Here is a 22,640-nt window from a genome sequence, read left to right as displayed (position 1 = left end):
ATGACGAAGGAAAGTTACGCACTGCTGACCGGCCTGTTTGTGATCGTCCTGGGGGCGGCGCTGATCGGGATCAGCACCTTCCTCGGCAGCTACGGCATCGTCCGGGACACCTACATCGTCGTGACCACGGACACGGTCTCCGGGCTGAATGCCGAGTCGACCGTGATTTACCGCGGCGTGGCAGCCGGCAAGGTCACCGCCATCGATTTCGATCCGCAGGACGTGCGCAACATCCTGGTCAGGATCGAAATCAATCGGGGGCTGCCGATCACGCAAGGGACCTTCGCAACACTGCGGACCCAGGGCCTCACGGGCCTCGCTCAGGTGGAACTGAACGACAAGGGAGAGAACCCCGAGCCACTGCAGACGCGGCCCGACGATCCGGCCCGGATCCCCCTGAGACCCTCGCTGCTCGACCGATTGACCGAATCGGGCGAGGATCTGCTGCCCAAGCTGACCCAGCTCGCGGACCAACTCAACAGCGTCGTCGGTGCAGAGAACCGCGGTCGCGTGCAGGCGATCCTCACCAGCGGCGAGATCGCCGCGCGAGATCTGGTTGCGCTGGAAAAGCGGGCTAACGACGCGCTGACCGGTATTCCGGCACTGACGCGGCAAGCCGGGCAGTCGCTGAGCGAAATCAGCGCGTTGACCGACGATTTTCGAGTCACCTCGAAACATGTCCGCGACGCGGCGGATTCGACCGCATCCTTCGCCCAGTCCGGTCGCGCCACGTCGGAAGCGATGCAGACGATTGCCAAGCAATTGCTGCCGCGCGTCGAAACCCTGATTGGCGACCTGCAGCGAACCACGGATCAGATCCGACGCTTCTCGGCCACAGTCGAGAACGATCCCCAAGCGCTGCTGCTCGGTCATCCCACACCGAATCCGGGGCCGGGTGAACCCGGTCACGAGGAGTCACCATGAACTGTCGTTCCACCCGGATCTGGAGCGCCCTGATGCTCGCACTGACCAGCGCGAGCTGCTCCGTGCTGCCCGACCGCCCCGCACCACCCGCCGTTCACGACTTCGGCCTGCCGGCAGCGGACAAGCGCTCGGCAACCGGCGCATGGACGGCGGCAACAGTCACTGCGCCCGACTGGCTGCGCGATCCAAGACTGCGTTACCGGCTGTTGTACCGGCAACCGACCCGTATCCAGTTTTACGCACTGGACCGCTGGATCGCTCCGCCGCCCGATCTGCTGGCGCAGCTCCTTTCGGCCGCCGCCGGCCCCGCGGGCTGCCCGCTGCGAGTCGACCTGCAGACCTTCGAGCAGGTGTTCTCTCAGCCGGGCCAGGCACGTGTCATCGTCGAACTTCAGGCCCGTGCGGCAGCACCAGGCGCCATCGCAGACCAGCCGTTGGCCGAGCAGCGCTTTGCGCTCAGCCGCCCCTGCCCGACCCCCGATGCGGCCGGTGCCGTCGCTGCGTTCTCACTGGCGATGGACGATGCGGTAAGCCGGTTGGATACCTGGCTGCGGACGCTGCCCGCGGGCCTGGCCGGCGCCTGCCGCGCCGCACAGCAAGACTCCGGAGCATCCGTTCACTAACCACCTATTCGCTGCGCGTCTGGCGCGCTTGGGCTCTGCTTTCCATGAAACCATCACGCATCCTGACCGTGATCCTGCTTTGCCTACTGCTGGTCCCCGCGCAGGCAGGGACCCGCGAAGTCCCGGTCGATGCAGCGATCGATGCCGAACTCGGCTACCTGTTGGGGCTGGTCGGCACCGGTAGCCGGAACGCCGCCTCGTTCCGGGCGGAACGCCTCGACAAGACGCTGCAGTTCCTCCTCGGCCCCAAGGACGCCGCCACGCTCCTTTATGCCAAAGACCGGAACGGGGCACCGTCCGCCTATCTGCAACTGGACCTGCGCCGGCCGATGGCCGACGTGCTGCGTCTGACTTACGACACCGCATTGCCGGCTGTCGTGACCTCGCCATCGACGGTGAGAACAGCCCGATGGAATCGCATCGATTCCTCCGACGGACGCCTGCCGCCGTTCTGGGAGCGCAGGACAGACGCGCCGGAGACGCTCATCGCCACCGGCATCGAGCATCTGATCAACAGCCCGGACGCACATACCGGAGCCTATTACGAGTACGACCTGGACCGGACCCTGATCCTGACGCGTTGGCGGGACCGTCCGCTGTTCATCAGCCTGTCGGCGCAAAAAGGCCGTTCCGAGGTTGGCAAGCAGGGCCTCATACTCGGCGACGACAGTCGCTGGACCTACCTCTACTCCGGCATCCCGGGGCTTGTGTGGCCCGGTTTCGGCTGGGTCGATTCCTACCTGTATGATTCCTATTCGGTCGTGTTCTATCTAGGCACCGCAACCGGTGATGCTCCGACACGCTTCGGCATCTTCAAGTGGATCAGGGCCGGCTGGGTCGGCATGAACATGGCGCAAAGAGCCCACATCCACGCCGGCCTCCGACGCTATGCCGACGCGTTCAAGCTGATTCTGGAGAGCCCCAGAACCGGGGACGTGACCAGCATCATTCGCCGGTTCAGCGCGATACGCGAAATGCCCGCCAACCAGTTGGCCGCCGTGACGGCCCGCTATCTGGCTGCGCTGCGCACCGAACTCAACGCCGCACCGAAAGCCGACGGCGCCGACCGGGCACTGGAATGGCTGGGTAACGGCCGTTATCTGGAAACGATCGGAACGGAAGAGAGGATCTCCATCGCCAGCCTGGAGCAACTGAAAGCGCTGCTGGGCAAACCCCACCATGTCACGCTGAACCCTGCGCCAGAGCGCCTGCGGCATCGTCGGTGACCGGCGGCCTCACGCATCCGCACGATCCGGCTGCAGATAGGAGCCGGCCCGATAGCGTCGTGCATAAGCGGCGAAGACCAGTACCGTGACGGCCATCAACACACAAAAGAACCAGAAATAGGCCGCGCCCGCCAGGCGGCTCCCTCCGTCCGGCGTCGAAATCAGGAAGTTGATGCCACTCGTGAAGACGTTACCCAGTGCGACCGAAGCCATGTAAAAGGCCATGACCAGGGACTTCATCGTCAATGGTGCCTGCGTGTAGGCGAACTCGAGCCCGGTCACCGACACCATCACTTCGGCCGAGGTCAGCAGCAGATAGGCGAGCAACTGCCACGCGATGCTCGGCCTGGCGCCATGATCCACCGCGTTCTGGATCATGGCGACGACCGCGAACGATGCCGCCGCGAGGGCCATGCCGAGACCGATCTTTCGCAGCGATGTCAGCGACATCCAACGCTCCAGTGCCGGGTAGACCACACGCCCGAAGAGCGGTACCAGCAACAGGATCAGCAGCGGGTTCGCAGCCTGGATCTGCGAGGGCAGAATCTCGTGACCGGCTATTTCCCGATCCAGCTTGGCGGCCTGCAGCACCCAGGACGAACCGGTCTGGTCGAACAACGACCAGAAAATGGCGATCAGGCCGTACAGCACCACAAGCTGACCGAGGCGGCTCAACTCTCGGGCTTTCAACGCCTCCCGCAACACGCCCAGTCCGGCCGGCGGCACGTGCGCGAACTGCCAGCGTCCGAGCCAGAACAAGGTCGTGGCAACCGCCATCAGCACACCGGGTACGCCGAAGGCCACCGCGGCGCCGAAGCGCACCAGAAGCCAGGGCGTGACCAGCATCGACACCAGGGCGCCCAGATTGATTGCCAGGTAGAACCACCCGTACACCCGTTCGAGCAGGTGCCGGTTGTGGACGCTGAACTGATCTCCGACGTGGGACGAGACGCAGGGCTTGATCCCGCCGGCGCCGAGAGCAATCAAGGCTTGCCCGACCAGGATGCCGCTGCGCGTGTCGTCCATGGCCAGGGCGAGGTGCCCCGCACAATAAACCAGCGATAGCAGGATGATGGTTCGATACTTGCCGAGAAAGCCATCGGCGAGGAATGCACCGAGCAGCGGGGTGAAATAGGTCGCCGAGACGAACAGGTGAAAGTAAGCCTGCGCCTGGGTTTCGCTCATCGTGTCAGGTCGGCCGGCGGCATCCATGAGGTATTGCGTCATGTAGACGACCAGGATCGCCCGCATCCCGTAATAGCTGAAGCGCTCGGCTGCCTCGTTGCCGATGATGTAGGGCAGGCCCGGCGGAAGCCCAGGGCCCGGTAGGGGAAAACTGCGATATCGGCGCATGCGCGGTATCCGTCAGGGTGTCAGCGAGTCAACGCGACGCTGGCTTCGGCCAGGCCGCCGGAATGAAAGGCCCTCGAAAACACTTCAATCGTTTCCCAGCATGCACTAAGCTCCTTTCGAAACAGTCCGAGCGCCGTGAACACAGGCTGCCGCGAAAGGCTGGGCCGCCGCAACGTCATGGTCTGACGGGACAATCGTAGCGACCTCCATCGCAACTGCTCGAACGAGGCGCTGCGGTTTGGGCAAAGACAGCACATCGTGGTAGCCTCGCTTTCGCCCGTCGACCCGATCGGCCGCTGGGGAGAACAAGAAAAATGATGAATGACCCCAACAGAAAAAGAACCTGGATCGAGTTCACCCAGTCGGTGACGGTTACAGCCAGTTGGATGATAGGCTGGACGGCGCTGCTCATCCTATTTGGGATGGGCTGGATCGGCTAGGCGCCGTGTCAGCATCGTCCCGCCCTGGTCCACGGGATGATCCGCCCGGATCAATGATGCCCCTGTCTCGGAACGCCGCTACCCGACGCCAAACACCCACGCGAAGGCCTGGTTCATGAAGGCGTTAAATGCCCGTCCCAGGGCAGTGACCGAGAAATCGTGTAGGGCCAGCATCACCCACAGCGCCCCGTGACCCGCGATGATGCTCCAGAAAACCCGCTGGTAGCTGTCCTTGGTGAGCTTGTGCCGAAAGTTGGTTTGGGCCAGCAATGCACCGGGCCACCCCCCCATGAACTCGATCAGGTGCAAATAGAACTCGGGAATGCGCCAGCGGTGGGCCAGCGCGCGCCGCTTGTCCGCGCCGTAGTACAGAATGGCCAGTGTACTCATGAACACATAAACCAGCAGCGGAATCGGGTTATGGTGCTTCCAGAGCACCCAGCAGGACAGCAGAATCGGCAGCCGGATCAGTATGTAGACCATCCAGGCGTACGCGCGGCGCCATTTACGCCCCGTCTCCGGCTCGACCGGCCGGACGGCCACGCCCTCCAACACGGCCTGGGCGATGCGCTTCTTGTCCGGAATCTCGCGCGCTAGCCGGTAACGAACCGCATCGCCGATTTCAGGCCGGCGGCTCAGCCCCCTCCGGAAAGCACTGATGTGGACGAAAAAATCCTCGCCTCCGGCCTCCGGGCGCACGAAACCGAAGCCACGGTCGTCATTCCAAAGCACCAGGGTGCCGCGTTGCCATTGCGGTGCGCCAGCCATCAGTGTGTAACCACCCACCGGATTTTTCGGCGCAGACCGACGGCCCGGACGCGCGCGGGCTGATCGCCGGCGCCGCGCATATCCAGCCCCACCGCAACCATCACGACAACGCGCAGGCGGACGCCTCGCGCCAGGTCTCGCCACTGCTGCCGACCATCGGCTCAGCACTATCCGGCGCCGCTGCATGAATTCCCGACGCCGGCGGCAACGACCGGAACAGCCCTGTATCGACGGTTTCCAGCCAGATGTCGAGCACCGCCAGAGCCCACAGCGTGCGCGTATGGTCCGCGGCACGTGACAGGTGTTCCTCCATGATCCGGAACGGAACGTCCCGGGCAATGCCGACGGACGCCAGTCGTCCGGAGCCGAGTCGCCCGGCCATCCAGTCAGCCAGCGGGCCGCGCAGCCATTTGGTGAGAGGCACGGACAGGCCGCGTTTGCGACGCTCGACGATATCCCGCGGCAGATAACGGACGGCATAGGACTTCAAAAAAGCCTTGGTCTTCAGGCCGCGAACGCGCTCATTGCCGGCCAGGGCGGCCGAGAATTCGAGCACCTTGGAATCGAGGAACGGGGTCCGAATTTCGACCCCGGTACTCATGCCTGACCGGTCGGCCTTGGTCAGCAGACCCTCGCCCAACCCATGCTCCAGATCGTAGCGCTGCACGCAGTCCAGGGCTTCCCCGACAAAGTCGGATGCGGCGACGGGCCAGGAATGCGAGCCGATCAGTGCCTCAAGCACAGGCGGCGGCGTGTGCGAGGTCCACAGACGATGCCGCTCCGGGGGCGGGAGATTGATGCCCCGCAGAAAGCGCTTCACTAGATAGGAAACCGGCATTTTCTTGTCCGAATCGGGCCAGCGTTCCACCACTGCCGAGATGCCGCGTTGCAGCCAATGAGGCAGCGCCAGGAAGCCGTTGGCCAACCCGATACCGGCATAGGTCGGATAACCGCCGAACAATTCGTCCGCGCCTTCGCCGGCCAGCGCCAACTTGATCTCCGCCGAAGCGGAACGCGCGCACAACGCCGCCGGCGCCCAGGCCGGATCAGCCAGCGGCTCGCCGCAGAGCCGGACGAGCCGCTCGATTTCGTCCCGGATCTCGTCTGGACCGACCCAGATGTCGCGCTTGTGAAAATCGAACAGCGCGGCCACCCGGTTCGCGTAGTCGCCCTCATCGTAGGACTCTTCCCTGAACCGGATCGTGTAAGCGGTAATCGATGACTGCGGGCGCAGCGAGCGCAACACCGCGGAAACCAGCGACGAATCGATGCCGCCGCTGAGAAAGACCCCATAGGGCACATCGACGTCACTCTGCCGATCGACCGCGGCCCTGAACACCGCATCGAAAGCGTCAACCGATCCGCGCTGCTTGGGGCGTTCGACCACTGGCCAGCGCCAATAACGGCGCGTCTCGCGCTGCGCATTGGCCAGGTCGAAAGTCATGATCTCCCCCGGCCGCAACTTTTCAACTCCCACAACGGGCGTATCCGGCGCCGTGAAGAAGCCGAAGGTCAGATAGCGGGCCACGGCATCCGGCCGGCATTCAGGCGTTTCGAACTGACTCAGCACTCCGGACAATTCGCTGGCGAAGCCGATCATGCCGTCGTTCTGCCAGTAGAACAGCGGCCGCTCGCCGGTCAGATCGCGGGCAATGATCAGTTTGCCCTGCCGGGGATCGTAAACTGCGCAGGCAAAGGCACCTTCCAGCCGTTCGACAAATGCCGCCCCGAGTTCGAGATACAGCCCGGGGATGACGGCCACGTCGGTGTCCTTCAGCACGGGGCGCCCCCGCTGTTCCAGCCAGGCTCTGAGTTCCCGGTGATTGTCGATTTCGCCGTTGCAGACGGCAACCACGCCGCTGTCCGCATCGACAATCGGCTGCATCCCGTTCAGCAAGCCACGTATGGTTAGCCGGCTGGCACCGAGTGCGCCATGCGCCACCGGCAGCGTCGCTCGTCCGTCGGGACCGCGATGCCCCATCACCTGCAACATCGCGGCGACCCGGGACTCGGCCCCATCCCGGCGAGAACCCGGACCCGTCGACAGCAACCCGCAAATTCCGCACATGCTCTACATCTCCTTGGGCAGGAGCAAAGCCCCCGCAAACTCGTCCGTCAAGGGGCCAATTGTTGCGCCACGTTCGGCCAACAGCGGACCGATTTCGGGCGCGTCGGCGCGTTTGGCGAGGATCATGGCCGGCACCCCGAGCGTCGCCAGCCAACGGGGAAAATCTCTGTCCCGAATCATACGTTGCGGCCATACGTCGGTCCCCTGCAGCGCGAACCGGATGTAGTTGCTCTGCAACTCATAGCCCTCGCTCGCCGTCACGACAGTCACCAGTTGTTTGGAATAGAAGGACCACCCGTTGGGATAACAGCGGAAACAGACCAGGACGGTTTCGGATGGCAGCGGCGGCAGGCTCTCCATCAGGGCCTTCGCGGAGCGATGCTGCACGTAGGGATTCATGCCGGCCGTCAGAACCGGCACCAGCACCACAGGAAAGAGCATGAACGTGAGCACGGCCAAACGCATATCGCGCCGCAGGAAGGCCGTCAGTCCAGCCACGGCGGCTGCCGCGAAGACGGTAGCGAGCCAGGCCAGCTGGGTCGCCAGCGTCCCGAGGTAGCGGCTCGGACGAGGCGCTACGCTCGCGACCCAGTCGGGCGCGACGACCGGCACCGCCGCCGCGGCTGCACAAACGATCGCGGCGCAGGCAAAGGCCAACGTGCCGTGCCGCAGCACGACGGACCGCAGCCGGTCTGCCGTCAGCCCGAGCGCGGGGGCGAGCAGACGCGCGACCAGCACGCCAAGAGCGACCGCTGCAGTCAGGATGTAGCCCGGCAGTTTCGACTGCGATAGCGAGAAAAAGATGACCACGACCACCGCCCAGCTGACGAACAGCCGATCGGCCGGCCGCAGTTCTCGGTGCTGCCGCCACACCCGAACCACGGCTTCGGGCACGAGCAGGCTCCATGGAAACAAACCCACCAGGACGACGACGGCGTAGTAATAGAATGGCGCGGTGCGCCGAAACTCATCGGTCGTGAAGCGCTGGAACGACTCCTTGACCAGGCCGTAATAGGGGAAGTCGGGATGCTGCAGGCTGACGCCAACGAACCAGGGCACGACCAGCGCCAGAAAGGCCAGCATATTCCGCCATGCAAACGCGTCGCGCCACCAGTTCCGCGAGCCCTGCCAGGCATGAAAGACCCACAGCACCAGCGTCGGCACGATGAACCCCACGGGACCCTTGACCAAGGTTGCGGCTCCCGCGCAAGCCGCCGACACGGCGTAGAGGCGACACTTCACGAGCCCATCGGACTCGGCGGCACGATAGGCTGCGAGGATGGCTCCGGTCACGAAGAAGGCCAGCGTCATGTCGAAGATCACGAACCGCGCAAAGGCGAAAAACAGCGGCGAGGTCGCGATGACGAGCAGGGAAACCCGCGCGGTGACGTCGTCATACACGCGGTGGCAGAATGCGTAAACCAGTCCGAGGGTGCCCAATGCGAAAAGCGCCGAGGGCAGGCGCGCCGCCGTTTCGGTTTCGCCTAAGAGACCGAGCGACAAGGCGACGGCCTTGAAGAAGAAGGCCGGCTTGTCGAGATACGGCAGGCCATTGTAAGTTGGCACCAGCCACCGGCCGGATTCCAGCATTTCTCGGGCGATCTCGGCGTTGCGCCCTTCGTCCGGCTGCAGCAGCGGATACGAACCCAGGCCCCAGAACAATGCAATGAGGACGCCTGCCGCGGCGAGACCGGACAGTGTGCGGGGCGAAATCATGCCGTCAGGGACATCGACATGCGACCCGGGACGACAGGGGAAGACTCCAGGTTGAGGGGCAAAGCGAGGAATTCCGACAAAGCGCCATGGTGCCATATTCCCCTGCCCCTGCCCAGTCTCCGCCCGGGTCCACCAGGCCCACGTTACGGCACGTGGAAGCGTCCGGTCGGACGCCTCCTCGGACGCGGGATGGTAAAGGCTGCGATAATCAGCGAGCGGGCCCGCAGCCGGAAGCTGCGCCGACGACGTTCCTCGCCACGAACTGCAGCCAGCTAGGGGCACACGGCGATCGTTACTGCCGTGGTTGCGTGCGGGATCACCGCCCAACGCCGGAATCGGAAAAACACTGACGCAAGGGAGACCCCACCGCCATGACGCCAACTCCGCCGGACTCCGGCGCCTCTGCCCGTGGTCAGTCACGGCAGCACGCGCCGGCTTGCCGACAGCTTGTAATCTGGGCGACCACCCTACTGCTCAGCCTGTCCGCGTGTGCCACCACCCGGCACGGCAATTCGGCCGCAGGGGGACCGGGTAGTCTGCCGATCCCGCCGGGCATTGCGCGGGATAATGCCCTGTTGCGGGCGGGATTCCTCGACGCGACGCTGTACCACAATCGCAAGGGCGCGGACCGCCCGGTCGACCCCAAGGGCGTGCAGGACTCGACCCGCGGCCTGCAGGACGCGCTCGACGATGCCTACGAGTACGGCCTCACCCTGTATCTGCCCCGCGGTACCTATCTGGTATCGGACACGCTGCGACGAGACCAGGTCTGGCAGCATCGGGGCTGCGCCGAACAATTCGCCAGCGGCAATGGTCCGGGCGCTTACGGAACGCCATATGCCATGCGCAAGGCCCCAGCGATCGTCGGTCAAAGCGGTGGAGCTCGCCCAATGATCGTGCTGCGCGACGGAAGCCCTGGCTTCGACGCCGCCACTGCGAACGGCGCCAAACCCATCGTCTATCTCAGAAACGCGGGCGAAGGCGACGAGCGCGAAACCTGGACCGGTGACGACAGCTGTGGCTTCGGACTGGTCTTTCGCGGTGTCGACATCAAGACCGGCCGCAACCGGGGTGCCGTGGCCCTCCAAATCCCGGCCGCACAGTACAGTTACGTCGAGGATGTCCGGATCGATGCCTCGGGCGGCTATGCCGGCATCCGCGGGCTGCCCGGCCGAACCAACTCGGCCACCAATGTCGAAGTCGCCGGCGGACAGTTCGGCATCATTGTCGAGAATGGGCGCGGCTTCAATCTGGTCGGCATCGATCTGCACGGGCAGACGACCGCCGCGCTGAGCATGCGCATCGGGGAGATGGTCGCCGTCACCGCCTTCCGCTTCGCACCCGCGGATGGCGGAGTCGCGGTCGACATTCCCCGCCCACGCAACGGAGTGTTTCTTCAGGACGGGTTCATCGCGATGCCGAAAGGAACGCGGCAACCGCTCATCCGCAATGCCGGAGAGGGCGGGTTTGTTATGCGCGATGTGACCGTGCAGACCGACGGCGTCATTGCAGCTCAGGACGCCGCCGGGCAGCTGCGCAAGGCCAGCGGCCAACCGCAGCGGATCGACGAATATGCTTATTCGCCGGATACCACGGCCATGGCGATGGTGGTGAACGGCCAACGCGGCAAGGACCGGGTCAGGCTGTCGGTCGCGGACGGCCAGGCTGAGCGAGCTGCGGCGCCGGTGACGCGGCGGTCTTGGCAGACGCTGCCCTCGTTCGACGAAGCGGGCGTCGTCAACGTGCAGACCCTCGGCGCCAAAGGTGACGGCCGTGCCGACGACACGGCGGCCATCCAACGCGCCATCGACCGAGCCCCCGACGCCAAGGTGTTCCTGCCCCGCGGCGACTACAGGATTACCAAACCGCTCGTGCTCGGACTGCGGACCCGCTTGTTCGGCGTGCCGGGATACCGCTCCCGCGTCGCAGCCGACTTCGAGTCGGCCACACCCGAATATGCAATCCGCACGGTCGCGGATCCCGCCGGCACCGCGTCGACCTATCTCGGCGACATCTCGATCCTGCTGCTCAACAATACCGAAAACCAGACGAGCATCGGCGGCGTGCTGTGGCAAGCTGGCGGTACCTCGCTCGGACGGCAGGTCGCCGCCGGCAGCTTCTGGCGCGCCGATCCGAAAACTCGGGCGCGGCATTTGCTGAAGATCTCCGGACCGCGAGCCGGAGGAAACTGGTTCGGCTTCATCGCCGGACCGTCCTTCATCGCGGTACATCCCGATTACCGGGGCATCCTGATCGAGGATACCGCGGGACCCGTGAATCTGTACGGGCCCAACGCCGAGCGGAGCGGCGGACGCTTCAATGTCGAAATCAACCGCGCGTCCAACGTAAGCATCTTCGGCACCAAGACCGAAACCACCAACTGGCCCGGCAAAGGTGAGCTATGGCAAACGCCATTTGCGCTGGTACAGAAGTCGTCGAACGTCGTGCTCGGCGGCTTCACCGGCACCAGTATCAGGACGAAAGGCCGTACTTCTCCGATGGATACCTTTCAGATCATCGACTCGAGCGCGGTGACCGCCGCGGTGATCCACTGGGCAGAGAAACAGAAGTCCACCGCGCAAGGCGCGATGCTGATCGAGGAGCGCGGAGGCCAGCGCCTCGCGATCCCGGGTTCGCAGAACGTCGTCCTTTTCCGACGCGACTGATGAGCCTAAGGCCGCGTGGCGCCGCGGTCAGGGCATGACCAGTGACGGCAGCGGCGCGGTCGTCGCTGCATTCACGGTCGCGGCCAGTTGCGGGTCGACTTCCCAGCCGCCGCCGAGGGCCTTGTAGACCGCGACCAGATTCTCCGACACCAGGCCGTAGCTGTTCGCGAGCTGGCTCTGCGTCGTCAACAGCGCACGCTGCGCGACCAGCACCGTCAGAAAACTCTCGAGACCGCGCAGATAGCGTTCCTGCGCCAGCTTCACGGCCAGCTGATCGGCTTCGAAAGCCTGCTGCAAGGACTCAAGACGCTGTTGCTCGGTCGCGTACTCGACCAGGGCATCCTCGACTTCCCGATAGGCGTTCAACACCGCGGTCCGGTAGCCGAGCAGCGCCTGCCGCTGCCCTGCTTCCTTCCCTTCCAGATTCGCCATGTTGCGACCCCAGTTGAAGATCGGCGCGGTCAGCGTCGAACCGATGGACCAGGACTTCCCGAGCAGCGTGAAGTTCGTCGGATCGTTGTTCTGGAAACCCAGGAAGCCCGACAGATTCAGCTTGGGATACAACTCGGCGGTCGCGACACCGACCTGCGCCGTCGCCGCAGCGAGTTCGCGCTCTGCGAGACGGATATCCGGCCGCCGTCGAAGCAGTTCCGACGGCAGTTCGGCAAGCACGCGCGGCGGCGCGAAAGGAATCGGCCGGGGTTGCAGCAACAACCGGTCGAGTCCGCTCGGCGTGCGGCCAAGCAATTCTGCCAACGCATGGGTCGCAACCTGGATGCGTGCCTCCTGCTGCGGGATCTCGGCCTCCGTGGTCGCGACCTGCGAGGACGCCTGGGCCACGTCGAGTTCGGAAGTCAGGCCGGCCTGATTGCGATGCCGCGTCAGGTCGCGGGTATCGGCCTGCGCGGCGAGATTTTCTCGCGCAATCGCGATCTGCCGCTGGGCCAGCCGCAACTCCAGATAGTTGCGCGCCACCTCTCCCAGCAGCGTGACCATGATGTCGCGGGTGTACTCGATCTCGGCGTCGATGCCGGCATTCGCCGACTCGATACCGCGCCGGATACCACCGAACACGTCCAGTTCCCAGCTGGCGTCGAAACCGAGTTGCAGAATGTCGATGTGCTGGCTGCTCAAACCGAATCCGCCGGTCGTGCCGATGACCGTGCCGCCGGTCTGCCCGGTGAAATTGTTCTGGCGGCGATTGGCAAAGCCATGGCCGCTGATGATGGGCAGGCCCGCGGCGATGGCGATGACGCGCTGGGCCCGGGCCTGGACGATGCGTTCCTTGGCCGCCTTGATGTCGAGGTTGAAGCCGATCGCTTCGGCAATCAGCGCATTCAGCACCGGATCACCGAAAGACTTCCACCAATCCGCCGTCGCCCGGATGCGCCTGGCATCCGCCGTGTGCGGCTGTTCCGACCAGGTTTTGGGCGCTTCCGGAGTGGGGGCGACGTAGTCCGGGCCGACCATGCAGCCGCCGAGCAACAAGGCAACCAGCAGCAACCCAAACGCCCGTCGACTCACGGCGCCCCCCGGGTTTCTGGTGGCGGTCCGTCGGCGGCAGTCTGGGGAATCATGTCCGGCGCCTCGATGAACACATCCATCTGTTGTCCGACGTAGGCCGCGAGTTGCGACGGATCGAAGCGGTACAGCACCTGCAGGACCCGCGTATCGACCCGTTCTGTGCTGTCCCCGGTCAGCGAGCGCTTCGGGATCACATAGGGTTCGACATAAGCGAAGCTCAGCTCGGTCTTGAGGTCCCGGTTTCCACGCAGATAGGCCACCGCCTTCGCCTCCTTCCGAAAGCGCCAGGCATCGTTCTCATCGATATCGACGCGAATGCGCAGTTCGGTCAGATTGCCCAGCACGAGCAACGGGGGGTTGGTGATGCCGGCCATCGCGAACTCGCCCGGATGGACGTTGACCTTCAACACCTCGCCATCGATGAGCGCCCGCACGCGCAGGCGGTCCAGCGTCGTGCGCACCGCAGTCAATTCGGCTTCCGCCTGGCCGACCTGCGCCTTCGCGCTGTCTAGCCGCGAGCGCGCGATCGCATGCGCATTGCGGCGCCGCTCGAGTTCCTCGAGACTGATCGCGCGGCGGTCGTCCACGCTTTCCGCGAGCTGCAGCAGGATGGCAGCCTCCTTCAGGGACGCTGCGGCCTCCTCGACTCCGGCACGGGCGCGGGCGGTCGCCGCGCGACGCACGCCTTCCTCGGCGCGCGCCTCCCGGTCGTCCAGTTCGAACAGGATCTGGCCGGCCTTGACCCGCTCGCCGGCCATCACCGCGACGCGCGTGACCACGCCCGGCAGCGGCGTTCCAATCGCGATGTTCTCGCTGCGCGCCTCGACCAGTCCGGAGCCTGCGATGAAGCTCGCAAAAGGCGCCTGAGCCGGCTGGGCGACCGCCTCGGCGACCGGGATCGGCTTGTTGCCCGTCACGACCATGTAGACGCCGAACAGGAAACCCGCGAGCGCCAGCAGCGGCAACAGGTACCGGGTAAACATCAACGGCCTCCGCGGAATCGGGTTCAGTGGACCTGGGAGGAATTCGCGACGACGCGGACCACCCGACCGTCGTCCATTTCGGCGATGCGGTCGGCGAACTCAAAAATGCGTGCATCGTGCGTAACGATCACCAGCGTGCGGTCGCGCCCCATCGCAATGCCCTTGAGCAGTTCCATGACCTTGTGGCCCGTTTCGTGGTCCAGCGCACTGGTCGGCTCGTCGCAAACGATGAGCCGGGGCTCGTGGATGATCGCGCGAGCGATCGCAACACGCTGCTGCTGGCCGCCGGACAACTGCGACGGCAGCGAGCGGGTCCGCGTGCCCAGACCGACTTGTTCCAGGACCTGCTCAGCCTTTTTTAGGGCCTCCTTGCGCCCGACCCCATTGATCAACAGCGGCACGGTCACGTTCTCCGCCGCTGTCAGCGTCGGCAACAGGTTATAGGCCTGAAACACGAAACCGATGTTTCGAGCGCGAAAGGCGAGCTTGGCGTGGTTGCGCAGATGCATCAGATCCTGCCCGAACACGCGGCAGTCACCATCACTCTGGTCGAGAATCCCGGCCATGACCGAGATCAGCGTCGTCTTGCCGCAACCCGACGGCCCAACCAGCATCATCAACTCACCCTGCCGGACGTCGAGATCGACGCCTTGCAGTGCGGTCACCATCGCTTCGCCGGTTCCATAGGTCTTCAACACGCCGCGGCAATGCACCGCGAGATCCTTATCCGCGGCCATGCTCAACTCTTGAATACCACGGCGGGCTCGAGTGTGATCACGCGGCGAATGCTGATCAGCGCTGCAAAGGCGCAGATCAGCGTGACGCCGATGCCGCTGAACAGCAGCAGGTACCACGGAAACTTGAAGGCAAGGATGGTGTTCCGCATCGCCCAGCCGAACAACGAGGTCAACCCCACGCCGAGGCCGTAGCCGATCATGCCGACCAGCGTCGCCTGCAGCAGGATCATGCGGAGTAGCGTCCAGTTACTCGTACCCATGGCTTTCAGCACACCGAACTGGCGGAGGTTCTCGCGCGTGAAGCTGTAAAAAGTCTGACCGGCGATGGCCGCGCCAACGATGAAGCCCAGCATTACCGACACGCCAAAATTGATCGGAATCCCGGTGTTTTTCAGAAAGTAGCGAAAAGTCACGCCCATGAACTCTTCGCGGCTGTAGGCCGCGAGCCCGGTCGTCGCCCGGATGCGGCGCGTCACGTCCGCCACCGACTCCTCGGACGCCGCCTTGGCTAGGATGAACGACAGCATCTTCCGTTCGCGCGGCGCGAACTGCTTGGCCCGGGAATAGGTCGTGTAGAGCACCGGCTGCGACAGGATCGTGCGCGTGTTCTTCGAAAAGCCGACGACGACGGCCCGGTGGTCGTTGAGTTCCAGGGTATCACCGACCTTCAGCTCGACCCGCTTGCCGCCGGGCACCGCCGGCGGCTGAGACAGCTTTTCCCGAGCGCCATCGATGTCGATGATGACGGCATCCGCGCGGCGCAGGTCGGCGAGTCGGCCCTCCACCATGCGCGGCGGACCGCCGACCAGCGTTGCATCGTCCAGACCGACGACGATGCAGGTCTGGAACATGCCATTCGGTAGGCGCGCCTTCAGCAAACCCTTGTACAAGGGCATCGCCCAGGCAACGCCGGCCACACCGCGGACGCGATACAACTCGGTGTCCTGCAGCGGCTTGATGTCATCGACCCATTGCACCTCCGGATCCATGACCCAGATGTCCGGCAGTCCCAGGTCCGTGATGAAGCTGTACGAACGCATGATCAGCCCGACGAAGATCGCAGGCTGCTGCGTCATGATCAGCGACGCGAAGGTCAGGCCCATGATGATGCCGAGATACTTGCCGCGGTCGCCCATCAGCATCTTCAGCGCGATCCGGTACATCGCTCAGATCCCGGGCGTTGGCGCCAGGTGCGTCAGCGCCGCGACCACGAAGCGGAACACATGCTCGGCCGTGGCCTCGCGGTCCTCCGGGCCAGCGACGATCTGCGGGCGCATCTGATCGATCACCGAACGGGCGTGCCGGTAGACCAGACACTGCCCGAAAATGCTGAGCACGCAGCGCTCCAGACTGTCGTCGTCCAGCGGGTGCGGAACCAACTGGATCACTATCCTGCGAACGGCGTCGAAACGCGGCTTCATGATGCTGTCGACGATGGGCACCAACGCTGCGGTCGGCGACAGGATCTCACGTGTGATCAGTTTGCCGTGCCAGCCCAGATGCGTGTCGTCGAGCAGGCGCATCAGGAAGTTGCGAATGAAATGGCGCAGGCGCTCGGCCGGAGTTACGCCCTCGCCTTCCGGGCAATCGAAGGGGTAACGCTCTTCGGCCTCCGCGAACGCGAAGCTCAAGGCTTCGAAATACAAGGCCTCCTTGTTTCGGAAGTAGTAGTTGACCGACGCAACGTTGACCCCGGCCTTGCCGCAGATATCCCGCACCGTCGCGTCGCGAAAGCCGCGCTCCGCGAACACCTCACCGGCGGCGCGCAGCACGCGCTCACGGGTGACTTCGGCAAGCTGGGAAGGGATCATCGAGACGGCTCAATCAAGCGTTTCAAACGATGCTATTAAACATTCGTTTGAAACGCAAGGCAGCATTGTGGCAAGGGCGCACGAAAGCGCCGCTTCGACGTCAGGATCGAGTGAGGAGACACGGACCACGGCCTGGCCGCCCCAGAGGATTGGGGCCGGCCGCGGCCGTGAGCGGAAGCTTAGTGAGATTTGCGGTCTATTCCCGAACTGCCAGCGGCGGCATAGCGCAGCACCGACCGGATCCGTGCCGTGACTTGCCGCGCCACCCCCGATGCGGGAGTCTCGCACCGCGGATCGACCGAGCCTTGCCCATCGAGGAAAAACAGCACGGGAATCCTATCGCTCGCAGGATCGTCCGCCAGCAAGCGCTGCAGATCCTTTGCCCCAGAGCCACTCACGGGTGTGGCCCAGATGACGGCGTCAGGGTGCCGCTGGCGGACAAACTCCAGACCGGCCCAACCATCGCAGGCCGTAATAACCTCGAACCCCGCATGCTGCATGGCATCACTCAGTTGCGCCAGACCAGCCGTATCGTCGTTGATAAGGAGCACTCGCAAGATTCTATCCCCCATGGCCATGTCCCTGCCGCGGCTTACGCCAAGATTCAAAGGTTCCCGAGGGATCACCGATTTCCCCGCGGGCCAGGGCGGTCTGGCCAACACAGCGTGTTCACCATCCTCCTTGAATTCGACGAAGCAGGAAATCTGCCAATCGCCTCGGCCAGCGCGGCGCCCAGGTAGAACCCGGTACCCGAGCACACTTAACCCTCAACATAACAGCAGCTTGTAGAAAGGACAGACGATGGGGACCGGCGGGCTATCAGGTCGACGAAGCCCCGCTCACCCTGGCGTGTTAAATGGATTGACACCCGGGCAGCGTGTCCGGGGATGGCAAGGGCGCGTGGCCGCGGCTCGGCCCAGACCCCGGAGCCGGACCTGCGAGTCGCGGCTCGCTTGCAAGACCATCAGCCTGCATCCCCCGCGGCGCGATGGGGAGACGCCGGCCGGTGATCGAAGGCCTGTGCCGCAATCGCGCACCTCAAGGGCTTCCGGTGTGCGCGCAATGCTGCGGCAATGGTTCCAGGTCATCACGCACCAGCCGCCGGGATGCTTCCCGGAGCGGGAATGGTGCCCACTGAGGGGATTTGGTGAGTGCTGGCAGAGGCGCCCCAGCACGGGCGCCGGGGAGGATGTTCAGGCGACGGTTTTCGTCAGCAGGAAATACGCGTAATTGCGGTCATTGATCGCGGGGTCGAGTGGAACCAGGGAGACCATCCGGGGCGTGAAGCCGAGTTCCTGAGCCTTGATCCAGAATTCCTCGATCTCGTAGGTGGCATGCCAGTTGAGGTTACGTTCATAGGCCCAACGCCGCGTCGCATGCCGCCGCCGTGACCCCGGATACTTGATCTGAATCAATGCCATACCCCGATCGGACAACAGGTTCCGCGCGATCTGCAGCACACGCAAACCGTATTCGGGTGTAGGCAGCAACTCAAAAACGTAAGTCGAAAGGAACAGATCGCAGGGGCCACCGATCTGGTGCACTGCCGCTTCTGGGCACGATGAGTCGATCAACACCGGGCGGAAGTTGCTGAAGCCGGAGGCGGTCATTTGCCGTCCGCACTCGGCCAGACTCTCGGGAGAGATGTCGACACCACAGTAATCGGGAGTTGCCGCGGCGAAGTGCACGGCGTTCATGCCCCCACCACACCCCCACTCGACGATGCGTTGCAGCGGCGACGTCAAGCCGACTGCCGCGGCGAACTCCGTGTAGAGCCGAATATGCCGGCGCCCGAGTTCGAGCCAGAGCGCATCGTCAGCGAAAACACCCTGACCGCGCCAATGAGAATTCTCCTTGAAGGCTGGAGCGCCGGCATCCTTCCAGAAGTCCTGCGCATCGCTGACCAGCTTGTCCTCCGGCTCGTTGAGGCCGATCAGCTGGCGCAGGTTCAACTCCACGCCTGCCGCCAGCCCGCGGAGCCGGCTCGCGAGTTTCGTCAAGGCACCTGATTCGCCCCCACCACGCTGGACGTCTGGTTGTTGCATGCCGCTTTCTCCGGACCAAAACCTCGGCTGGGGCGACACTCGCGCTCGCGTCCCGATCTTCTGTCGAACACCTCGGTGGCGCGGAGAATACCACGCCGTGCTCCCGGCCCGCAGCGTACGCATCGGCGACATCCGCCCGGACATGTAAAATAAGCAACTTAGGGGGATGCCCGGCGGCTCGACGGCACGGCGCGCTCCCGAGACCCCACACCGGTTCGTCCCGGCCACTCCCCCAGTTCAAGAGGCCCCCGCAGCGTGCTCGACGTCAAGAAGATCGCCTTCAACACGGCCATCATGTACGTGTGCCTGATCGCTCAAACCCTGGTCACCTTGTACATGTCGCGCGTGATCCTGCAGGCCCTGGGCGTCATCGACTTCGGCATCTTCAATGTCGTCAGTGGCGTTGTGTTGCTGATGCAGTTCCTCAACAACACGATGTCCGGATCAGTGCAACGGTACCTGAGCTTCGAACTGGGCAAGGGCCGGCCGGAAAACGTGACGCGCTTCTTCAATGTCGCGATCACGGTGCATCTCGGCATCGCGCTGCTGGCTTTCATCCTCGGTGAATCAGCCGGCTTCTGGTTCCTGCGAACCTATTTGAACATCCCGCCCGACCGAATGGTCACCGCGGAATCGGCGCTGCACTGCGTGATCGCAATCTTCATGTGCACGGTCATGACCGTTCCCTGCACCGGACTGTTGAATGCGAAGGAGAACATGGTCGCGGTCTCGCTGCTGACCCTGGCCGGCGCGGTGGCAAAACTGGCGGCGGCCTTTGCGCTCATGGCCTTCGAAGGCGACAGACTGGAGTTGTACGGAGTCTATCTGCTGCTGATTGCCGCGGCGACGCTGATCACGAACTACATCATCTGCTGGAGCCTTTATCCGGAGGCGCGGCTGCGGCTCGTGCGCGAAAAGCGCATCTACCGCGAGTTGACCGGCTTCGCTGGCTGGGGCCTGGTCGGCGATCTGGCCAGCATCGCCAAAAACCAGGGCACGACGATCCTGTTCAATATCTTCTGGGGTCCGGCGGTCAACGCTGCCAATGGCATTGCGGCCCAGATCAGTGGACAGGTCCAGACCTTCTCCACCATGCTGATCGGGCCAACTGACCCGCAGATCGTCAAGAGCTATGCCCGTGGCGATAAGGACAGCATGTTCAAGCTGGTCTTCCAGACGACCAAGATCTGCTTCTTCGTGATGTATACCGTCTGCCTGCCCCTGGCCTTCGAGATGGAATGGGTGCTGCGTCTATGGCTGGCGCAGGTTCCCGAGTACACGCCCATCTTTGCCAGACTCGTGCTCGCCGACGGTCTGGTCCTGATGCTGTCATCGCTGCTGCCGACGGTCGCGCGGGCTACCGGCAAAATCGCAGGATTCCAGCTTATCGTCGGTCTGATCATCTTCATCAATCTGCCGTCCGCATACTTGCTGCTGGCCAGCGGATTTCCACCCTACACGGTGTTTCTGGTCAGCATCACCGTCTCCTGCATGGCGCTGTTCGCCCGTCTGCTGCTGCTCCGGCCGATGGTCGGCTTGAGCCTGAGCGCCTTCGTGCGCCAGGTGTTGATTCGCCTAGCATTTCTGGTCATGGTCACAGCCGTGCCGATGATTGCGCTCGACCAATACATTCCGGATGGACTGGCGCATACGGCGGCCATCATTTTTTCTGCTCCCGCACTTTCCGTGCTGGCCATGTGGCTTTTCGTGCTGACAGCGGCCGAACGCCGTTATGTGATCGCCGGCCTGGGCAAGCTGATCGCCCGCCGTAGAGGTGATCCGGCCAGGGCCACGAGCTGATGGAACCGAGCGGCACCAGCCCTCCGATGAGCGTTTACCGGTTTCCCCCCTCGTTTTGTCGCCCTCTCGAACCATGCTCGTGCGCCCCACCGCCCGCTTAGCCCTGCCGCGCATGCGGCTTCGGATCCTGATCCTGATCGGCACGGCTGCCGCCACGGGTTCCGCAGCCCGCGCGGCTACCGAGCCCACTGTCGCGATGCCTGAGCTCGAGAAGAAGCTGGCCGAGTTGGCCAGTCCCGCCGCCGAGACGCCATCCGAACCGGACTGCGGCAGCGAAGTGGCCCGGGCATATAGCGCACGCAAATTCACATCCGCCTGGTTGGCAAGCACCCATCCGTCCTCCCGCGCCGCTGCGCTGCGGAGCGTGCTGGAGGCTTCCGGTGACGAAGGATTGTCCCCGTCCCGTTATCGCACGGCCGACATGGCGCGCTGGTGGGCCAGAACCGACACCACAAGTCGGGCGCGACTGGAAATCGCTCTGACGGAAGGCCTTTGCCGCTATATTCGCGACATCACACTGGGCCGCAGCGAACTGCGCAGCGTCGAACAAGCCACGACAGGCGCGAACGCCGCGGGTGTCAGCGCCCTGCGAGTGCTACTCCAGAAGGCACTCGACACAAGCTCGCTCGAAGCATTGTTGCGCCAGCTGCCACCCCAGGATGCGGAGTATCAGCAGCTCAGGACCGCCCTCCGCAATCTGCGCCAACGTCTACGCGAGGGTGGCTGGAAGGACGTCGTGGCCGGCCCGCTCCTGAAGCCGGGCGCCAGTGACCCGCGCATCCCGGCGATACGGCAACGACTCGCTGCGTCGGGCGATTTTTCGGGCCCACTATCGAGTTCGACCTCCTACGACGCCGAACTCACCAAGGCCGTTCGTCGGTTCCAGGGCCGTCATGCACTACCGCAGGAAGGCATCATCGGCGCGGCCACGGTGAGCGCTTTGAATATCCCGGTCGAGCAGCGGGCACGGCAGATCATCGTCAATCTCGAGCGCCGTCGCTGGAATCCTTCCCGCAGCGCCGGGCGGCAAATCGTCGTCAACATTCCCGGCTTCGAACTGGTTGCGCTCAGCGACACGAAGACCGTCCTGGAAATGCCGGTCGTGGTCGGCAAGGCCTACCAGCAGACACCGGTCTTCGACGAAAAGATGGAGTATCTTGAGTTCAATCCGGACTGGCTGGTGCCGCCCGCGCTGGCGGCCACCGAGTTCCTGCCCGAACTGCAACAGGATCCGACCCGTCTGGCGCGTAAACATATCCGCATCTTCAAGGGCCTGGGCAAGGACGCGCCCGAAGTCGACCCGAAGTCGGTCGACTGGAAGACGATCACGCCGACCACGATGGTCCGTTATGCCTTTCGCCAGGATCCGGGACCTTGGAACGCGCTCGGCCGGCTGAAGTTCATGTTTCCCAATCCCCACAATGTCTACCTGCACGACACCTCCGAGCCGCAGTTCTTCAATGAGCGCCAGCGCACCTTCAGCCACGGGTGTATCCGGCTGAGCCGCCCGGAGGAACTGGCCGCATGGGTCCTGGAGGGGCTGGACCCGCCCTGGGATCGTTCCCGCATCCGCGCCACCGTAGCGGGCGGCCACCCGTTAACGGTCCCGCTGGCGAAGCCGATTCCGATTCGGCTCGCCTACCACACGGTGTTCTTCAAGGACGATCCGCTGCTGCACTTCCTGCCGGATGTCTATGGCCGCGACGCGGCGTTGGAACGATTACTCCTCGGCGAAGACACCGGAAGCGAACGCGCGCAGAAGCCGAAAGCGGCGACCACCACGGCGGCTCCCGCGAACCGGCAAGGCTCTGGTACCGTTGCAACGCCTGCGCCCGCTCGCACGCTGCCACCGAAGACTCCAGCGGCGGTGCCCGGCGGGCCAGGTTCGAAATCTCCGGCATCGGTCGGTACCCGCATGATGATGCGATAGACTATGCTGGGCTGCCGGTTCCCCAG

General features: G+C 64.3%; 17 protein-coding genes. 6 read left to right on the top strand and 11 right to left on the bottom strand.

Translation table 11 applies throughout. The features are described 5' to 3' along the window. Genes ACW73L_RS00195 through ACW73L_RS00185 form a run of 3 tightly spaced genes read left to right on the top strand, consistent with a single transcriptional unit; the run spans position 1 to position 2,773 of the window. Positions 1-924, top strand: a complete 924-nt coding sequence (locus ACW73L_RS00195; RefSeq protein ID WP_498919278.1) for an MlaD family protein — start codon at positions 1-3, stop codon at positions 922-924. Then, positions 921-1,547 carry an ABC-type transport auxiliary lipoprotein family protein gene (locus ACW73L_RS00190; RefSeq protein WP_498919276.1) on the top strand — a complete coding sequence of 209 codons (627 nt, stop codon included), beginning with the start codon at positions 921-923 and terminating at the stop codon, positions 1,545-1,547. Before ACW73L_RS00195 ends, ACW73L_RS00190 begins: the two co-directional genes overlap by 4 nt. Positions 1,548-1,591: 44 nt before the next feature. Further along, the gene (locus ACW73L_RS00185) at positions 1,592-2,773 is read left to right on the top strand and encodes a hypothetical protein (RefSeq protein WP_498919275.1); all 1,182 of its coding nucleotides are present in this window, start codon (positions 1,592-1,594) and stop codon (positions 2,771-2,773) included. A 9-nt stretch (positions 2,774-2,782) separates the two neighbouring features. Here the strand turns inward: ACW73L_RS00185 and ACW73L_RS00180 are convergent, their stop codons facing one another. The 4 genes from ACW73L_RS00180 to ACW73L_RS00165 form a co-directional block, all read right to left on the bottom strand. Next, positions 2,783-4,126 carry a POT family MFS transporter gene (locus ACW73L_RS00180; protein WP_498919274.1) on the bottom strand — a complete coding sequence of 448 codons (1,344 nt, stop codon included), beginning with the start codon at positions 4,124-4,126 and terminating at the stop codon, positions 2,783-2,785. Between the two features lie 518 nt (positions 4,127-4,644). Next, on the bottom strand, positions 4,645-5,334 hold the full coding sequence (locus ACW73L_RS00175) for a DUF1294 domain-containing protein (RefSeq protein WP_498919273.1): 690 nt from the start codon (positions 5,332-5,334) through the stop codon (positions 4,645-4,647). A gap of 100 nt (positions 5,335-5,434) precedes the next feature. Further along, positions 5,435-7,402: an asparagine synthase (glutamine-hydrolyzing) gene (gene asnB, locus ACW73L_RS00170; protein WP_498919272.1), complete on the bottom strand. Its 1,968-nt coding sequence runs from the start codon at positions 7,400-7,402 to the stop codon at positions 5,435-5,437. A 3-nt stretch (positions 7,403-7,405) separates the two neighbouring features. Beyond that, entirely contained in the window at positions 7,406-9,118 is a 1,713-nt protein-coding gene (locus ACW73L_RS00165) for an ArnT family glycosyltransferase (RefSeq protein WP_498919271.1), read from the bottom strand. Between the two features lie 371 nt (positions 9,119-9,489). Here ACW73L_RS00165 and ACW73L_RS00160 point away from each other — a divergent pair, with 371 nt between their 5' ends. Then, entirely contained in the window at positions 9,490-11,784 is a 2,295-nt protein-coding gene (locus ACW73L_RS00160) for a glycosyl hydrolase family 28-related protein (protein WP_498919269.1), read from the top strand. Positions 11,785-11,811: 27 nt separating this feature from the next. Here the strand turns inward: ACW73L_RS00160 and ACW73L_RS00155 are convergent, their stop codons facing one another. The 7 genes from ACW73L_RS00155 to ACW73L_RS00125 all read right to left on the bottom strand — a co-directional run bounded on the left by ACW73L_RS00155 (position 11,812) and on the right by ACW73L_RS00125 (position 18,884). Further along, positions 11,812-13,308 carry an efflux transporter outer membrane subunit gene (locus ACW73L_RS00155; protein WP_498919268.1) on the bottom strand — a complete coding sequence of 499 codons (1,497 nt, stop codon included), beginning with the start codon at positions 13,306-13,308 and terminating at the stop codon, positions 11,812-11,814. Beyond that, positions 13,305-14,291, bottom strand: a complete 987-nt coding sequence (locus ACW73L_RS00150) for an efflux RND transporter periplasmic adaptor subunit (protein ID WP_498919266.1) — start codon at positions 14,289-14,291, stop codon at positions 13,305-13,307. Before ACW73L_RS00150 ends, ACW73L_RS00155 begins: the two co-directional genes overlap by 4 nt. A 23-nt stretch (positions 14,292-14,314) precedes the next feature. Continuing rightward, positions 14,315-15,028, bottom strand: a complete 714-nt coding sequence (locus ACW73L_RS00145) for an ABC transporter ATP-binding protein (RefSeq protein ID WP_498919265.1) — start codon at positions 15,026-15,028, stop codon at positions 14,315-14,317. A gap of 2 nt (positions 15,029-15,030) precedes the next feature. Further along, the gene (locus tag ACW73L_RS00140) at positions 15,031-16,191 is read right to left on the bottom strand and encodes an ABC transporter permease (protein ID WP_498919264.1); all 1,161 of its coding nucleotides are present in this window, start codon (positions 16,189-16,191) and stop codon (positions 15,031-15,033) included. Positions 16,192-16,194: 3 nt separating this feature from the next. After that, positions 16,195-16,839, bottom strand: coding sequence for a CerR family C-terminal domain-containing protein (locus tag ACW73L_RS00135; protein WP_498919263.1), 645 nt, complete (start codon positions 16,837-16,839; stop codon positions 16,195-16,197). 179 nt (positions 16,840-17,018) lie between these two features. Beyond that, a complete protein-coding gene (locus ACW73L_RS00130; protein ID WP_498919261.1) occupies positions 17,019-17,411 on the bottom strand; it encodes a response regulator transcription factor in 393 nt (130 codons plus the stop codon). A gap of 621 nt (positions 17,412-18,032) precedes the next feature. Then, on the bottom strand, positions 18,033-18,884 hold the full coding sequence (locus ACW73L_RS00125) for a class I SAM-dependent methyltransferase (RefSeq protein WP_498919260.1): 852 nt from the start codon (positions 18,882-18,884) through the stop codon (positions 18,033-18,035). Between the two features lie 255 nt (positions 18,885-19,139). Here ACW73L_RS00125 and ACW73L_RS00120 point away from each other — a divergent pair, with 255 nt between their 5' ends. Next, complete coding sequence (locus ACW73L_RS00120) at positions 19,140-20,684, top strand: lipopolysaccharide biosynthesis protein (protein ID WP_498919259.1); 1,545 nt, start codon at positions 19,140-19,142, stop codon at positions 20,682-20,684. Between the two features lie 73 nt (positions 20,685-20,757). Next, positions 20,758-22,614 carry a L,D-transpeptidase family protein gene (locus ACW73L_RS00115; RefSeq protein ID WP_498919257.1) on the top strand — a complete coding sequence of 619 codons (1,857 nt, stop codon included), beginning with the start codon at positions 20,758-20,760 and terminating at the stop codon, positions 22,612-22,614. Positions 22,615-22,640 lie beyond the last annotated feature (26 nt).

This window comes from Methylolobus aquaticus (assembly GCF_054172105.1).
The sequence above is the reverse complement of the archived record's forward strand: the minus strand, read 5'-3'. Positions and strand labels throughout refer to the sequence as shown.

Excerpts from the sequence above, each read along its gene's own strand:
- ACW73L_RS00195 (WP_498919278.1), top strand. The coding sequence starts at position 1 with ATGACGAAGGAAAGTTACGCACTGCTGACCGGCCTGTTTGTGATCGTC.
- ACW73L_RS00190 (WP_498919276.1), top strand. The coding sequence starts at position 921 with ATGAACTGTCGTTCCACCCGGATCTGGAGCGCCCTGATGCTCGCACTG.
- ACW73L_RS00185 (WP_498919275.1), top strand. The coding sequence starts at position 1,592 with ATGAAACCATCACGCATCCTGACCGTGATCCTGCTTTGCCTACTGCTG.
- ACW73L_RS00180 (WP_498919274.1), bottom strand. The coding sequence starts at position 4,126 with ATGCGCCGATATCGCAGTTTTCCCCTACCGGGCCCTGGGCTTCCGCCG.
- ACW73L_RS00175 (WP_498919273.1), bottom strand. The coding sequence starts at position 5,334 with ATGGCTGGCGCACCGCAATGGCAACGCGGCACCCTGGTGCTTTGGAAT.
- asnB (WP_498919272.1), bottom strand. The coding sequence starts at position 7,402 with ATGTGCGGAATTTGCGGGTTGCTGTCGACGGGTCCGGGTTCTCGCCGG.
- ACW73L_RS00165 (WP_498919271.1), bottom strand. The coding sequence starts at position 9,118 with ATGATTTCGCCCCGCACACTGTCCGGTCTCGCCGCGGCAGGCGTCCTC.
- ACW73L_RS00160 (WP_498919269.1), top strand. The coding sequence starts at position 9,490 with ATGACGCCAACTCCGCCGGACTCCGGCGCCTCTGCCCGTGGTCAGTCA.
- ACW73L_RS00150 (WP_498919266.1), bottom strand. The coding sequence starts at position 14,291 with ATGTTTACCCGGTACCTGTTGCCGCTGCTGGCGCTCGCGGGTTTCCTG.
- ACW73L_RS00145 (WP_498919265.1), bottom strand. The coding sequence starts at position 15,028 with ATGGCCGCGGATAAGGATCTCGCGGTGCATTGCCGCGGCGTGTTGAAG.
- ACW73L_RS00140 (WP_498919264.1), bottom strand. The coding sequence starts at position 16,191 with ATGTACCGGATCGCGCTGAAGATGCTGATGGGCGACCGCGGCAAGTAT.
- ACW73L_RS00135 (WP_498919263.1), bottom strand. The coding sequence starts at position 16,839 with ATGATCCCTTCCCAGCTTGCCGAAGTCACCCGTGAGCGCGTGCTGCGC.
- ACW73L_RS00130 (WP_498919261.1), bottom strand. The coding sequence starts at position 17,411 with ATGGGGGATAGAATCTTGCGAGTGCTCCTTATCAACGACGATACGGCT.
- ACW73L_RS00125 (WP_498919260.1), bottom strand. The coding sequence starts at position 18,884 with ATGCAACAACCAGACGTCCAGCGTGGTGGGGGCGAATCAGGTGCCTTG.
- ACW73L_RS00115 (WP_498919257.1), top strand. The coding sequence starts at position 20,758 with ATGCTCGTGCGCCCCACCGCCCGCTTAGCCCTGCCGCGCATGCGGCTT.